The organism is Campylobacter sp. BCW_6877, from assembly GCF_001762445.1.
Taxonomy (GTDB): domain Bacteria; phylum Campylobacterota; class Campylobacteria; order Campylobacterales; family Campylobacteraceae; genus Campylobacter_D; species Campylobacter_D jejuni.
Genome location: NZ_MJWW01000028.1, coordinates 47,924 through 61,630 on the forward strand (window position 1 = coordinate 47,924; position 13,707 = coordinate 61,630).

General features: G+C 31.6%; 16 protein-coding genes, 5 tRNA genes and 1 pseudogene. 2 read left to right on the forward strand and 20 right to left on the reverse strand.

All coding sequences use genetic code 11. From position 1 onward, the window contains the following. Positions 1–54: 54 nt before the first annotated feature. From rplL to nssR, 17 genes and pseudogenes are all read right to left on the reverse strand, one after another. Positions 55–432, reverse strand: coding sequence for a 50S ribosomal protein L7/L12 (rplL, locus tag AJ936_RS02015; protein ID WP_002854820.1), 378 nt, complete (start codon positions 430–432; stop codon positions 55–57). A gap of 20 nt (positions 433–452) precedes the next feature. Next, positions 453–932 (reverse strand): 50S ribosomal protein L10, encoded by a 480-nt coding sequence (rplJ, locus tag AJ936_RS02020; RefSeq protein WP_002866976.1) that lies wholly within the window; start codon positions 930–932, stop codon positions 453–455. Positions 933–1,083: 151 nt separating this feature from the next. Then, entirely contained in the window at positions 1,084–1,785 is a 702-nt protein-coding gene (gene rplA, locus AJ936_RS02025) for a 50S ribosomal protein L1 (RefSeq protein ID WP_002854928.1), read from the reverse strand. A 54-nt stretch (positions 1,786–1,839) separates the two neighbouring features. Next, positions 1,840–2,265 (reverse strand): 50S ribosomal protein L11, encoded by a 426-nt coding sequence (rplK, locus tag AJ936_RS02030; protein WP_070210025.1) that lies wholly within the window; start codon positions 2,263–2,265, stop codon positions 1,840–1,842. A gap of 25 nt (positions 2,266–2,290) precedes the next feature. Beyond that, a complete protein-coding gene (gene nusG / locus AJ936_RS02035) occupies positions 2,291–2,824 on the reverse strand; it encodes a transcription termination/antitermination protein NusG (protein ID WP_002851098.1) in 534 nt (177 codons plus the stop codon). Between the two features lie 9 nt (positions 2,825–2,833). Then, complete coding sequence (gene secE / locus AJ936_RS02040; RefSeq protein WP_002854985.1) at positions 2,834–3,013, reverse strand: preprotein translocase subunit SecE; 180 nt, start codon at positions 3,011–3,013, stop codon at positions 2,834–2,836. An 18-nt stretch (positions 3,014–3,031) separates the two neighbouring features. Continuing rightward, positions 3,032–3,107, reverse strand: a tRNA-Trp gene (locus tag AJ936_RS02045). 12 nt (positions 3,108–3,119) lie between these two features. Next, a complete protein-coding gene (rpmG, locus tag AJ936_RS02050) occupies positions 3,120–3,278 on the reverse strand; it encodes a 50S ribosomal protein L33 (RefSeq protein ID WP_002793551.1) in 159 nt (52 codons plus the stop codon). Between the two features lie 52 nt (positions 3,279–3,330). Further along, positions 3,331–4,530 (reverse strand): elongation factor Tu, encoded by a 1,200-nt coding sequence (gene tuf / locus AJ936_RS02055; RefSeq protein WP_002855271.1) that lies wholly within the window; start codon positions 4,528–4,530, stop codon positions 3,331–3,333. Between the two features lie 68 nt (positions 4,531–4,598). Further along, positions 4,599–4,673 (reverse strand) — tRNA-Thr (locus AJ936_RS02060). Positions 4,674–4,777: 104 nt separating this feature from the next. After that, positions 4,778–4,854: transfer RNA gene (locus AJ936_RS02065), tRNA-Gly, on the reverse strand. Positions 4,855–4,860: 6 nt separating this feature from the next. Further along, positions 4,861–4,946, reverse strand: a tRNA-Tyr gene (locus AJ936_RS02070). A gap of 49 nt (positions 4,947–4,995) precedes the next feature. Then, positions 4,996–5,071, reverse strand: a tRNA-Thr gene (locus AJ936_RS02075). A gap of 91 nt (positions 5,072–5,162) precedes the next feature. Beyond that, a pseudogene (locus AJ936_RS02080) lies at positions 5,163–5,923 on the reverse strand (amino acid ABC transporter ATP-binding protein). Between the two features lies 1 nt (position 5,924). Further along, positions 5,925–6,581: an amino acid ABC transporter permease gene (locus AJ936_RS02085; protein ID WP_070274000.1), complete on the reverse strand. Its 657-nt coding sequence runs from the start codon at positions 6,579–6,581 to the stop codon at positions 5,925–5,927. Further along, positions 6,574–7,275, reverse strand: coding sequence for an amino acid ABC transporter permease (locus tag AJ936_RS02090; protein WP_002858512.1), 702 nt, complete (start codon positions 7,273–7,275; stop codon positions 6,574–6,576). Before AJ936_RS02090 ends, AJ936_RS02085 begins: the two co-directional genes overlap by 8 nt. 15 nt (positions 7,276–7,290) lie before the next feature. After that, positions 7,291–7,887, reverse strand: a complete 597-nt coding sequence (gene nssR / locus AJ936_RS02095) for a nitrosative stress-sensitive transcriptional regulator NssR (protein WP_070243541.1) — start codon at positions 7,885–7,887, stop codon at positions 7,291–7,293. 94 nt (positions 7,888–7,981) lie between these two features. Between nssR and ctb the strand changes: the two genes are divergently transcribed. Beyond that, a complete protein-coding gene (gene ctb, locus AJ936_RS02100; protein WP_070274001.1) occupies positions 7,982–8,365 on the forward strand; it encodes a truncated hemoglobin Ctb in 384 nt (127 codons plus the stop codon). Here ctb and recG read toward each other — a convergent pair. Genes recG through AJ936_RS02115 form a run of 3 tightly spaced genes read right to left on the reverse strand, consistent with a single transcriptional unit; the run spans position 8,362 to position 12,441 of the window. Next, complete coding sequence (recG, locus tag AJ936_RS02105) at positions 8,362–10,185, reverse strand: ATP-dependent DNA helicase RecG (protein WP_070274002.1); 1,824 nt, start codon at positions 10,183–10,185, stop codon at positions 8,362–8,364. The genes ctb and recG overlap by 4 nt on opposite strands. After that, positions 10,175–11,395: a pitrilysin family protein gene (locus AJ936_RS02110; protein ID WP_070274003.1), complete on the reverse strand. Its 1,221-nt coding sequence runs from the start codon at positions 11,393–11,395 to the stop codon at positions 10,175–10,177. The genes recG and AJ936_RS02110 overlap by 11 nt, the downstream gene beginning before the upstream one ends. Further along, positions 11,395–12,441, reverse strand: coding sequence for a dehypoxanthine futalosine cyclase (locus AJ936_RS02115; RefSeq protein WP_002871187.1), 1,047 nt, complete (start codon positions 12,439–12,441; stop codon positions 11,395–11,397). Before AJ936_RS02115 ends, AJ936_RS02110 begins: the two co-directional genes overlap by 1 nt. Positions 12,442–12,515: 74 nt before the next feature. Here AJ936_RS02115 and AJ936_RS02120 point away from each other — a divergent pair, with 74 nt between their 5' ends. Beyond that, complete coding sequence (locus tag AJ936_RS02120; protein WP_070274004.1) at positions 12,516–13,703, forward strand: MFS transporter; 1,188 nt, start codon at positions 12,516–12,518, stop codon at positions 13,701–13,703. Positions 13,704–13,707 lie beyond the last annotated feature (4 nt).

Genomic DNA, 13,707 nt, shown 5'->3' on the forward strand with positions numbered 1-13,707 from the left:
TAAAAAAAGAAGACTTGCCTTGGCAAATCTTCTTCTAAACTTTAAAGCTTAAAATTACTTAAGTTCTACTTTAGCACCAGCTTCTTCAAGTTGTTTTTTAGCTTCCTCAGCTTCAGCTTTAGCCACACCCTCTTTTAGAGTTGAAGGAGTTTGCTCAACTGCATCTTTTGCTTCTTTAAGACCAAGGCCTGTAAGAGCACGAACGATTTTAATAACTTCAATCTTTTTAGCACCGCCATCAGTTAAAACGATATCAAATTCAGTTTTTTCTTCAGCAGCAGCTGCAGCACCACCAGCTGCAGCACCACCAGCTACCATTACAGGAGCAGCAGACACACCAAATTTTTCTTCAAATTCTTTTACAAGTTCTGATAACTCAAGAACACTTAAATTTGAAATATATTCTAATACATCTTCTTTAGAAATTGCCATTTTTTATCCTTTTATTTAATTTATTCAGATTCTTTTTTATTTTTAAGCGCATTTAAACCTATTGTGAAATTGGTAATTGGCGCATTCCAAACTTGCAAAAGCATAGCAAGCAACTCATTGCGTGAAGGCATTTTAGCAAGAGCTTTAACCTTAGCAACATCTGCAACTTCGCCTTCAATATAAGCTGTTTTGATTTCAAATTTATCGTTATTTTCTTCAAATTTAGCAGCTACTTTTGAAACACTTAGCTGATCTTCGCCCCAAAGATAAATATTTGTATCTTTAAGAACTAGACCTGTTTTACCGGAATTGTTAAGAGCAATGTTAGCCAAAGTATTTTTAACAATTTGAACTTTTACATTGTTTTCTCTTGCATTATTTCTAAGCTCTTCTAGTTTTTTTGTGCTAAGACCTCTGTAATTACAAACTACAATAGCTTCACTAGCTTTAAAACCTTCTTCAAGTTTAGCAATAATCTCAACTTTTTCACTTCTAGTCACATTTTCTCCTTTCCGATTGAGATTTCAAGTAGAGTGGAAATCCAATTAAGCTTATGCCTCGACTATCTTCAATCTAAAATAAACATCTCAAAAAATCAAAAATTTTTTCAAATGTTTATTTTAAAACAAAAGAGTTGCAAAAAAGCAACTCTTATTTCATATCAAGCAATTCTTGTGTTTCAAGCTTTACAGAAGGGCTCATTGTCAAAGATAAAGCCGCATTTTTAATATATCTACCTTTAGCTGCGGCAGGTTTGTGTTTGTTAATTGCCTTTACAAAAGTGCTAACATTGTCCCATAATTGTTCTTTGGAAAAACTTACTTTACCAAGACCTGCATGGATATTTCCTTGCTTATCAACACGGAAATTTACCTGACCACTTTTTGCATTATTAACTGCTTGAGCAACATCCATAGTAACTGTTCCGGTTTTAGGATTTGGCATTAAACCTTTTGGCCCTAAAATTCTACCAACTTTACCAACAAGTCCCATTAAATTTGGAGTAGCAATCAAAACATCAAAATTCATATTACCTTTTTGAATTTCTTCTACTAAATCATCGCTACCCACAATATCTGCACCAGCATTTTTCGCTTCATCAGCTTTTGCGTCTTTTGCAATTACAGCAACACGAACTTTTTTACCCGTTCCAGCAGGTAAAACAACAGATCCTCTTACCATTTGATCTGCATGTCTTGGATCAACATTAAGTTTTAAAGCAATTTCTACAGTCTCATCAAATTTAGCAGACTTTAAAGTCTTTATTGTATCAATTGCATCGCTTAAAGCATACTCTTTATTTGAATCAATTTTTTGTGATAATTCTTTTAATCTTTTTGCTATCTTAGCCATTTATTTTCTCCGCATTTTAAAGTGCTACCGCCTTTTACCTTGGCGGTGAAAGGATTAATCTACGATTTCAACACCCATAGAACGAGCTGAACCTGCAATAATTTTAACAGCTTGATCTCTATCTTTAGTATTTAAATCTGCAATTTTCTTATCTACTATTTCTAAAACTTGAGCACGAGTTAACTTACCCACCTTATTTTTAAGTGGATTATCCGTACCTTTAGAAATTCCAGCTGCTTTTTTGATCAAATCCGTAGCTGGCGGTTGTTTTGTAATAAAAGTAAAACTTTTATCTGCATAAACAGTGATAACAACAGGGATATTAAAACCTGCCATATCTTTTGTTCTTTCATTAAAAGCCTTACAAAACTCCATAATATTAACACCTTGCTGACCCAAAGCAGGACCAACAGGTGGTGATGGGTTTGCTTTTGTGGCAGCAATTTGCAATTTAATTTCGCCTACGACTTTTTTAGCCATAACAAATCTCCTTACTTGATATAAATTAAATTATTTTCTCAACTTGAGAATATAAGATCTCCACTGGAGTTGAACGTCCAAAAATAGAAACATTTAATTTTAATAAACCACGAACCATATCATACTCTTCTACAATTGCAGTAAAGTTTGCAAATGGCCCTTCTGTGATTCTCACATTTTCCCCTTCTTCAAAAGAAATCTTTGGTTTAGGCGCTGCACGATTGTGAACTTTTTCCAAAATCAAATTAATATCTTTTTCTGTTAAAGGGGTTGGCTTTTTAGATTCTCCAATAAAACGACCAACCTTTGGAAGAGATTGAATGCGATGCCAAAGCTCTGTATTTAAATCAAGAAGTGCAAAAACGTATCCTGAATACAAACTTCTTTCGCTAATCTTTTCTTTTCCATTCTTAAATTCAATAACATCTTCAGTTGGAACAACAATTTCTTTAAGTTGTTCTTCAATTCCGTTATCTTTTACTAAATTTTCAATGGCTCTTTTAACTGCCATTTCACTGCCAGCATAAGTTTGAATTGCATACCATTTATGAGTACTCATTTACTCTCCTTATACGATCGCAGAAACAATAGAGGACATAAGCCAATCCACTAACGCCAAAAACAAAGAAATCACCGCAACAACCACAAAAACTGTAATATAGGCATTTCTTACCTGTTCTTTTAAAGGAAAAATTACTTTCCTTAATTCGGCTTTTGATAATTTAAAATAAGTTATTAATTTTTCCATTTATTTAAACCTTAATTATGGCAGGGCAAGAGGGATTCGAACCCCCAACCATCGGATTTGGAATCCGGCGCTCTACCGTTGGAGCTATTGCCCTAAGGGCGCAAGCTTAACTTTTTAGCTTAACTTCTTTGTGAAGTGTATGTTTTTTTAATCTTGGGCAATATTTTTTTAATTCTAATTTTTCAGTAGTATTTTTACTATTTTTATAGGTGCTATAATTAATATCACCACATTCTTCACACTTTAAACCAACTTTAATTCTCATTTCAATTTTCCTTAAAAAATTAAAGCCAAGCTTTTAACTTGGCTTTATTAAATTATTTAATAATTTTAGAAACAACACCTGAACCAACAGTTTTACCACCTTCACGAATAGCAAAACGAGTTCCTTCTTCAAGTGCTACTGGAGCGATCAAGCTTACAGTAATTCTCACATTTTCACCTGGCATAACCATTTCAACACCATCAGCTAATTTAATCGAACCTGTAACATCAGTTGTTCTTACATAAAACTGTGGTCTATAGTTGTTAAAGAATGGAGTATGTCTACCACCTTCATCTTTATTTAAGATATAAACTTCAGCTTCGAAGTCAGTGTGTGGAGTAATTGATTTTGGTTTAGCAAGAACCATACCACGGATAACTTCTTCTTTTTTAGTACCACGAAGAAGAACACCTACGTTATCTCCTGCTTCCCCTTGATCCATTTCTTTTCTGAACATTTCAACACCTGTTACAGTTGTTGTTTGAGTATCTTTAATACCAACGATTTCGATAGTATCACCTACTTTTACAACACCTTTTTCAATTCTACCTGTAACAACAGTACCACGACCTGAAATTGAGAAAACGTCTTCAATTGGCATCAAGAAGTCTTTTTCAGTATCACGAGTTGGAGTTGGAATATAACTATCAACTGCAGCCATAAGATCCATAATTTTTGCCGACCATTCACCATCTTGTCCAGCTTTAGCTTCTTCAAGAGCTTTTAAAGCAGAACCAGAAATAATAGGTGTATCATCGCCTGGGAAATCATAAGAGCTTAATAATTCTCTAATTTCCATTTCAACTAACTCTAAAAGTTCAGCATCATCAACCATATCTGCTTTATTCATAAAAACAACAATATATGGAACGCCTACTTGACGAGAAAGAAGAATATGTTCTCTAGTTTGTGGCATAGGGCCATCTGCAGCAGAAACAACCAAGATCGCTCCATCCATTTGTGCAGCACCTGTAATCATGTTTTTAACATAATCTGCGTGACCTGGGCAGTCAACGTGTGCATAGTGACGATTGTCTGTTTCATATTCAATATGAGAAGTAGCAATAGTAATACCACGCTCTTTTTCTTCTGGAGCATTATCGATATTATCATAATCTTTAAGCTCTGCTAAACCTCTTCTAGAAAGAACAGCAGAAATAGCAGCTGTTAAAGTAGTTTTACCATGGTCAACGTGACCAATAGTACCAATATTTACGTGTGGCTTATTACGTGAAAATTTTTCTTTAGCCATTTTTTTCCTCCGTATAAAAAATAAATTGAGCAAAGCAAGTCTTATATCTATATAATTTTTTCAATTCATGGAGCTCATAGCGGGAATTGAACCCGCGACCTCTCCCTTACCAAGGGAGTGCTCTACCTCTGAGCCATACGAGCGCTCAGAAAAATTATACACAATAACAGACAACAAAAACTCTTAAATGGGATATATACTGTAAGTTAAAGGTTTTAAAATACAGCTCCCAGTTCTTTTAAATTGTTGGAGCGGGAAACGGGACTCGAACCCGCGACCCTCAGCTTGGAAGGCTGATGCTCTAGCCAACTGAGCTACTCCCGCAAAGCATGGTGGTGAGTCGTGGATTCGAACCACGGAAGGCGAAAGCCAGCAGATTTACAGTCTGCCCTCGTTGGCCACTTGAGTAACTCACCATAAAAATATTGCTTTTTCAATATTCTGGTCAAACACTGCTAAAATAAATGGAGCTGGTTAAGGGACTTGAACCCCCGACCTGCTGCTTACAAGGCAGCTGCTCTACCAACTGAGCTAAACCAGCAAAAATAAAAGTGAGATTATAACTCAAAAAAAAATTTTTGTCAAGACTTTTTTAGTTTTTCTATAAAATTTTAGTCTTGTAAAGTTTATTATCATAAACCAATATTATTTTTATCTATTTATGATAATCAAACAAATTTAAAAATTTCTTTGCTCTTTCGCTTTTTGGATTTTCAAAAAAACTTTTAGGATCATTTTCTTCGATGATTTTTCCTTCATCCATAAAAATAATTTTATCTGCTACAGCTTTAGCAAAACCCATTTCATGAGTAACAATAAGCATAGTCATACCCTCTTTTGCAAGATTTAACATCACTTCTAAAACTTCTCTAACAATCTCAGGATCCAGTGCTGCTGTAACCTCATCAAAAAGCATTAACTCAGGATTCATACATAAACTTCTTACTATGGCAATTCTTTGCTTTTGTCCTCCGCTAAGTTCTCTTGGATAAGCATGAATTTTATGCAAAAGCCCCACCTTTTCAAGCCAAATTTTAGCCTCTTTTAAAACCTCATCTTTCTTTCTTTTTTGTACTTTCATGGGTCCTAAAAGTATATTTTCTTCAACACTTAAATGCTCAAAAAGTTCATAAGATTGAAAAACCATGCCAACTTTTTGACGCATTCTTGGCCATTCTTTAAAATCTTTATCTATTTTCTCATTATCAACATAAATATTACCACTTGCAATCTCTTCAAGCCCGTTAATACAACGCAAAAGCGTAGATTTTCCACATCCGCTAGGACCTAAAATCACCACAACTTCTTTGGCTTTAACTTCTAAATTAATATCTTTTAAGGCGTGATGCGAACCATAATACTTTTGTAAATTTTCTATTTTTAGTATGCTCATTTTAGCTCCATTTTTTCTCTAATTTTCTTGAATATAAAGTGATAGGATAACAAAGTATAAAAAAGATAAAAAAAATCAAACCATAAATAATAAAAGGTGCAAAATCATTTTTATTATGAAATTCTATAATTTGTTGCCCTATCTTGACAAGCTCTACCGCTCCGATTAAATAAGCAAAGGTTGTACTTTTAATCATGCGAGTAAGTAAATTCATGCTCATAGGAGTTAAACGACGCATAGCTTGTGGAATAATAATATAAACAAAACTTTGCACCGTATTTAAACCTAAAGATGATGCACTTTCATACTGATGCTTTGGAATACTCTGCAAGGAAACACGCACTAAATCCATCATCTCAAAACAACCCCAAATGCTAAAGACAATAATAGCTGCACTTACAGAACTCAAATCCCACTCAAACCATCTAGGAAAACCAAAATACACCACAAAAAGCCATACCAAAAGTGGCATAACACGCACAAATTCTAAACCTAAACGACAAAAAGCATAGATATAGGTATTTTTAAAACTCATTAAAATTCCCAAAAACAACCCACCTATCGAAGTAATAATAATGCTGATAAATGAAATTTCAAGAGTGACAAAAAGCCCTTGCCAGAGTCTTAAAAGCGTATCGGTATTTAAAAATTCAAGCATGAAGCAACCTTTTTTCAAACTTTAGCAAAATAAAAGACAAAGGCAAAATAATGCACAAATATCCCATAAACAACAAAAACAATAGCTCATCTGTCTTATAGGTTAAGGAATTTAAACTCTTCATTAAATTCACCAAATCTGGCAAGGCAATAATACTAACGACTGAAGTTTCTTTGATTAAAAATATAATATTAGCACTAATACTTGGCATAGAAATAGCCAAAGCTTGCGGCAAAATCACATAACGCAAATTTCCAAATTTTGAAAAACCCAAAGAAAGTCCCGCTTCAAACTGCTGTTTTCTTATGGCTTCAAATCCCGCTCTTAAACTTTCAGCCATATAAGAACCCCCTAAAAAACTAAGTCCTACTATAGCACAAGCAAAAGAAGGTCTTAAAGTTTCTTCTACACTTAAACAAATCAAATCAAGCGGTGGAATTTGCTCTAAATGTATATTAAATTTAGGTAAAGCATAATATAAGAAAAAAAGTTGAATTAATAAAGGCGTATTTCTTGAAAACTCTATATAAAGCTTGCAAATATTTTCTAAAATTTTTATTTTAAAATAACTCATTAAAATACAAAACAAGCCTATTATCAAAGAAAAAATAATTCCAAAAAAGCTTAGTTTTATCGTAAGCCAAGCAGCTGTTAAAAAAGCAGGAGCTTGAGCTAATATAAAATCAAAATCCATTCTCTACCTTAAATTTTACCAAAGTTCTTTCATGATCATATCTTTATTTAAAATTTCAATTCTACCTTTTTTTGTATCAATAAGTTCTGAAATTTTAAGCTCTTTTAACACTCGAGATAAAGATTGTGCTCTAACATTTAAATCAATTGCAATTTGTTTTTGTGAAATTGTATCTAATTTTTTTTCATTTTCCAAAAGATACTTTAATAATCTCGTCCTTAAATCTAATGCATTTTGAGATAATTTCTTTTCTAAAATTTTAATTTTATCAAAAAGTGAACTGATGAGTAAAAAATTGAATTCTTTATTTTCACTGCATAAATTTTGAAAATTAATAAAATCAATTTCCAAAATTTCTCCATCTTCTTCAAAAATAGCATTAGCAGGATAATTTAATTTTTTAAAAGCAGGCATTTCTGCTATAAAATTTAGAGGATTAAAATAATGCAAAGTAATTTCTTTATCACTTGCTGTACTTTTATAAATGCGTATTTTTCCCTTGAGTAAAATAAAAAATTTTTTAGCCTCTTCGCCTTCATAAAATAAAATACTATTTTTTTGAAATTTTTTTAATTTTCCTACACTAGATAAAAGTTCTAAATAATCTTTCATTATATACATTTTCCATTCTTAACTTATGTTAAATTTAATTTATCTTATTTTTGCTATATTAACGCCATAAAATTAACATTTAAGAAAGGCTTATATGAAATTTGAAACAATGAATCAAGAAAGTATAGCAAAACTCATGGAAATATTTTATGAAAAAGTTAGAAAAGATAAGGATTTAGGTCCTATTTTTAACAATGCTATTGGAACAAGCGATGAAGAATGGAAAGATCATAAAGCAAAAATAGGAAATTTTTGGGCAGGCATGCTTTTAGGCGAAGGTGATTATAATGGGCAACCCTTAAAAAAGCATCTAGATCTACCTCCTTTTCCTCAAGAATTTTTTGAAGTTTGGCTAAAACTTTTTGAAGAAAGTTTAAATATAGTTTATAATGAGGAAATGAAAAATGTCATTTTACAGCGTGCACAAATGATAGCTTCACATTTTCAAAATATGCTTTACAAGTACGGCAGACATTAATTTGGCAATTTTTTTGCCAAATCTTTTTTCACCTCTTCTAAAATCTCCTCATCCTTAGAAAAATCAAAAAATTTAAACTCATTTCCATGTTGCATAAAACCATCGAGCAAATCTCCACTCAAACGATTTTTAAGATCAAGCTCTGCTATTTTAAACCCATCTAAAGTGCTAGCAAATTCTTTTAAACGACTCGGAATTTCTTTAAGCTTAGTATAAAGATAGCAAGTACTTTTAAGCCCTACACGACCTACACGGCCACGAAGTTGATGTAAAGTAGCAAGTCCTAAACGTTCCGCCCCCACAATCACTATCATACTCAATCTTGGCAAAGAAATACCTACTTCCACCACTGTAGTGCTTAGTAAAATATTTCCCTCATCTCTAAAACGCTCTAAAATTTCATCTTTTTGTTTATCTTTTCCATGAGTTACAAAAACTTTTTCATAATGACTCTGCCAATATTCTTTAGCCTGTTCTAAAGAAAGATAAGGAATCTTATCACTAGCACTCACTAAGGGATAAATAATGATAATTTGATGATTTTTAGAAATTTCTTCCTTGATCTTCTCGCTAAGCTTAGAAAAACCTTCATTTTGTATGCAATAAGTTGTAATATCTTTTTTAAAAGGCATTTGTTTAATAAAGCTAAAATTTAAAAGTTCAGATTGTATCATGCTTAAAGTTCTTGGAATAGGCGTAGCTGAAAACTGTATAAAATGAGGGGCAAATTCTTGCTTATTTAAAGAATGAATTTTCTCACGCTGAGCTGATCCAAAACGATGTTGTTCGTCTATCATTACAAGTACGGCATTATGGCTTTCTAAATGAATTAAAGCATGAGTGCCTATGATAAGATTTGCTTTTTGAATATTTTGTTCTAAATCTTTTTCTTTTTTACCCCCTTTAATAAACAAAATATTCATAAAATCAGGTAAAAATTTCTTAGCCTCTTCATAAAGCTGATACGCTAAAATACTAGTAGGTGCCATTAAAATAGCTTGCTTAGGATAAACCATCAAAGCCGCACCAAGTAAAACCAAGGTTTTACCACACCCCACATCACCCATAATCACACGCCTTTTGGCTTCTTTTGAGTGTAAATCTTTTTCTATGTCTTTTAAGGCGTTAAGCTGATCTTTAGTAAGAGAAAAAGGCAAATCCTTAATCCAATTGGCTATATTAAAAACATTGATTTGATGAGCTTTAAAATGCGTTTTTTTAGCTTTTAAACGCTTTAAAAAATTATATATTTCTATGTATTTTAAATCTTTGCTAAAATTTTGCAAATTTTCAAACATAAAAAAACTTTTTTCATCATAGGCATGTAAATTTAAAAGAAAATGTATATATTTATCCTCTATGCCACTTTCTTTTAAATTTTCATAGTTAAGATATTTATGTATAAAAGCAGCAATTTTTGTATCTTTTAAGCCTAAAATTTGATACTTTGGACTAAAACCCTCAAAAGAAGTTAAAATTTTAGGATTGTTAAATTGCCAAGTGTGATTAAAACGTGAGAGTTTAGCATTAAAAATAAGCTCTTTTCCTACCTTACAAATCCCAAAATGCCAAGCTCTAGGATGAAAAAACACAAAAGAGATATTTTCTTGCCATTCTTCACAAAAACCCAAACCAAAAAGTTGATTTTTTCTTGAACTAACGCTTTTTATAGTGATTTTTTGGGTACAAATTTCATTTTCTTTAGGATTTTTACTTGGATTTAAATTTTCAATTTTTTTAGGTAAAAGAAGCGCTAAATCAATAGCACTTCTAATTTTTAATTTTTTAAAAAATTCATAATCACTTTCTTTAATTTTCATTTTGTATGCTTGCAAAACTTATATTTAAAAGCTCTTGATGTTTTTTAATATAAGCATTTATGGTTTCAAGTTTAACCTTTTCCATAAGTTTTAACTCTTCTTTATAATATCCTAATTTTAAACCTTGATAAAATTCGTTAAAAGACATAGATAAACGCTTGCTTAAGCTTTCATAACGCAAAGGAGTTGATCCTATGAGAAAATTTTTAGCTTGATCAAGTTCGTTTTGAGTAATACCATTTTTTATAAAATCTTCAAAAAGCTCTTTTACGATTTTTTTAGCTTCTTTAGCGCTTTCATTTTTAGTTTGTAAATATCCAAAAACTCTAGAAAAAGATATATTCATATCAAGCATAGCATAAGCTGAGTATGCAAGACCTCTTTTAACACGAATTTCTTCCATAATCCTTGAACCAAATCCTCCTTGCCCTAGAACAAATAATGCAATTTTTGCAAGATATAAATCCTTATCTTTAAAATCAGCAAAAAAAGGTGTCGCAAAATAAATATAAGCTTGTTCACTTTCTGGGCGTAGCAAAATTTCATCTTTGATGTTTTTACTTAACTCATATTTTTTTGGAGTATTTTTCTTACCTATTTGAAGTTTTGATAAGAGTTTTAAAAGATCTTCCTTGGCTTGTTTTTCTTCTAAATCTCCTCCTAAAATCACAACCAAATCACTAAGATGGATAAAATTTTTATAAAAATTTTTCAGATCTTTTAAGGACAAAGTTTCTATACTTTTTTCATCTCCATCATTTGGACTTTGAAATTCTTTACATTTAAAAATTTGAGTATTGAGTAAATTTTTTGCTAAATAATCAAAATCACTATTTTTACTCGCGAGCTCACCTAAGGCATTGATTTTTAATTTTTGCAAAGTTTTTTCTTCTATTCTTGGTTTTAAAAGCAATTTTTCTAAACTCTTTAAAGCAAAATCAAAATTTTCTTTCAAGCAAGAAAGATTGATTTCCAAACTTTCAAAACCACTACTTGCCTCTAAATTTATCGCTCTAAATTCTAAATCCTTAAAAAATTTATCATCCACGCCTTCATTTAAAATGCGTGAAAACATCTTAGCTAAGCCTGCTATTTCATCATAACTTCTAGCGCAATTTCTAAAAACAAGCTTTAAAACAACAATAGGAAAATCAGAATTTTTTTCAAAAATAAAAGGGATTTTAACACCCCTACTCTCTAAATACTGCATTAAAACCTTTCTAAAATTTCATAAGCGGTATTGCGTTTAGCTGGATTTTCGCCTAAACTTCTAATCAGCCTTATCATCTCATCTTGATTCATTCTATAACTTGCTCCTGCAGCACTTACTACATTTTCTTCCATCATGGTTGAGCCTAAATCGTTAGCCCCAAATTTTAAAGCAAGTTGACCTATAATCGAGCCTTGAGTTACCCAAGAACTTTGCAAATTTTTAAAATTATCTAAATAAAGTCTTGCTAAAGCTAAAAGTCTTAAATACTTGTTAGAACTTTGCTTCATAATCTCTGGATGTTTTTGGATTAAAGCAGTATTATCACTTTGAAAGCTCCATAAAATAAAAGCTCTAAATCCCCCTGTTTCATCTTGCAATTTTCTCAAATGCTCAAAATGATCGATGATTTCTTCATCATTTTCAACCGTTCCAAACATCATAGTAGCTGTACTTTTCATACCGATTTTATGAGCTTGGCGATGTACTTCTAACCAAGTAGCTGTATCGCATTTATTTGGTGCAATGATATCACGCACCCTATCGCTTAGCACCTCAGCACCTGCTCCTGGTATAGAAAATAAACCTTTAGCTTGTAGTCTTTGAAGTACTTCAGTAATTGAAATTTTAGATGCTTTTGCAATATAAGCGATTTCAACTGCTGAAAAACCATGTACAGTGATATTTGGATAATGTTCTTTTATCCAAGAAACTAATTCTTCATACCATTCTATTTTTAATTTTGGGTGCACCCCACCTTGAAAAAGAATTTGTGTACCCCCAATAGCTTCAAGCTCCTCTATCTTCTTGCCTATCTCCTCAAAGCTTAAAATATAAGCATCATCTTCTTTATGATGGCGATAAAAAGCACAAAAAGAACAATCAATACAACAAACATTGGTATAATTAATATTTCTATCCACAACAAAAGTGGTAATTTTTTCAGGATGAAGTTCTAATTTTCTTTTATAAGCCATTTCTCCAAGTTCCGTTAAACTCGCATGATATAATAAATCTAAAGCTTCTTTTTTATCCAGTCTTTTCAAAATTTTTCCTTGTTTTTTTACATAATTAAAATAATTATAGCATTTAAAATATAAATTATGCTATAGTTTCGCTTATGAATTACATTGAACTATTAAAAAATAATAAAAATATCAGAATATTGGCTTCGGTTCAGTTTATAGTATATTTTGGAGCATGGTTTTCTCAAACTGGAGTTTTTACCCTTTTAGTCGAGCTTAATGCTCCTACTTGGGCAACAGCTACAAGTGCTATGCTTGCTTTTTTACCTGGAGTTTTACTTGCTCCTATTAATGGCGTCATAGTAGAGAAAAATAAACCTAAAAAACTTTTACTCAGTATGATTAGCATAGAATTAATTTCTATTTTTTGTCTTATTTTTGTCACAAGTCTTAGCATGCTTTGGCTTTTGTTTATTTTAATCTTCATAAGACTTTGCGTTGCTTCGATTTATTTTCAAGCTGAAATGAGTTTATTGGCTAAAATTTTAACCCCTCAAGAACTTAAACTCGCTAATGAAATGCACAGTGTCATTTGGGCGATTTCTTATACAGCAGGTATGGCAAGTGCGGGAATTTTTATTTATTTTCTAGGAGTTAAAACCGCTTTTTTATTTGACTGTGTGCTTATACTCATAGGCATTTCTTTTTTAGTAAGATTAAGTATTCCTGATTTTCATCAAAAAACACAAAATCGCTTTTTTACCATGATAAAAGAAGGATTTTTCTATGTTTTAAACAATAAGATAATTTTTCATCTTATCTTGCTTCATGCTTTTATAGGTTTAACTGCTTATGAAACCTTGGTTACGCTTTTAGCACAACATCAATACAAAGAAGTTTTATCCGCTGCTTTAGTAATAGGGTTTTTAAATGCAGTACGTGCTTGTTCTTTAGCTATAGGACCTATGGTTTTAAGCAAATTTATTAATGATAAAAATTTATTTTACATGTATCTTGGTCAAGGCTTAGGTATTATACTTTGGGCTTTAACTCAATTTAATTTTTATATTTCTTTTTTAGGTTTAATTGGTGCAGGTTTTTTTACCTCAGCACTTTGGGCTTATACCTACACCATGATACAAAAAAATGCTGACAAAGAATATCATGGTAGAGTGATCGCTTATACAGATATGATTTATCTTAGTTTTAGCGCTATTATTTCAATGCTTATGGGCTTTTTATTTGAAATAGGCTTGAATTTAGAACTGATTACAGGTTTATTGGGTATGATTTTTATCTTTGCGGCATTTTATTGGAAGTGGTTTTATAAAAAATATTTGTGAAAAT

What these genes read in the sequence shown, in the direction of transcription:
- nssR (WP_070243541.1), bottom strand. Translation starts at nt 7,887, where the DNA reads ATGAAAGATTATTTAGAACTTTTATCTAGTGTAGGAAAATTAAAAAAA.
- rplL (WP_002854820.1), bottom strand. Translation starts at nt 432, where the DNA reads ATGGCAATTTCTAAAGAAGATGTATTAGAATATATTTCAAATTTAAGT.
- AJ936_RS02110 (WP_070274003.1), bottom strand. Translation starts at nt 11,395, where the DNA reads ATGCAGTATTTAGAGAGTAGGGGTGTTAAAATCCCTTTTATTTTTGAA.
- nusG (WP_002851098.1), bottom strand. Translation starts at nt 2,824, where the DNA reads ATGAGTACTCATAAATGGTATGCAATTCAAACTTATGCTGGCAGTGAA.
- AJ936_RS02085 (WP_070274000.1), bottom strand. Translation starts at nt 6,581, where the DNA reads ATGCTTGAATTTTTAAATACCGATACGCTTTTAAGACTCTGGCAAGGG.
- rplA (WP_002854928.1), bottom strand. Translation starts at nt 1,785, where the DNA reads ATGGCTAAGATAGCAAAAAGATTAAAAGAATTATCACAAAAAATTGAT.
- ctb (WP_070274001.1), top strand. Translation starts at nt 7,982, where the DNA reads ATGAAATTTGAAACAATGAATCAAGAAAGTATAGCAAAACTCATGGAA.
- AJ936_RS02120 (WP_070274004.1), top strand. Translation starts at nt 12,516, where the DNA reads ATGAATTACATTGAACTATTAAAAAATAATAAAAATATCAGAATATTG.
- AJ936_RS02090 (WP_002858512.1), bottom strand. Translation starts at nt 7,275, where the DNA reads ATGGATTTTGATTTTATATTAGCTCAAGCTCCTGCTTTTTTAACAGCT.
- recG (WP_070274002.1), bottom strand. Translation starts at nt 10,185, where the DNA reads ATGAAAATTAAAGAAAGTGATTATGAATTTTTTAAAAAATTAAAAATT.
- secE (WP_002854985.1), bottom strand. Translation starts at nt 3,013, where the DNA reads ATGGAAAAATTAATAACTTATTTTAAATTATCAAAAGCCGAATTAAGG.
- tuf (WP_002855271.1), bottom strand. Translation starts at nt 4,530, where the DNA reads ATGGCTAAAGAAAAATTTTCACGTAATAAGCCACACGTAAATATTGGT.
- rplK (WP_070210025.1), bottom strand. Translation starts at nt 2,265, where the DNA reads ATGGCTAAAAAAGTCGTAGGCGAAATTAAATTGCAAATTGCTGCCACA.
- rpmG (WP_002793551.1), bottom strand. Translation starts at nt 3,278, where the DNA reads ATGAGAATTAAAGTTGGTTTAAAGTGTGAAGAATGTGGTGATATTAAT.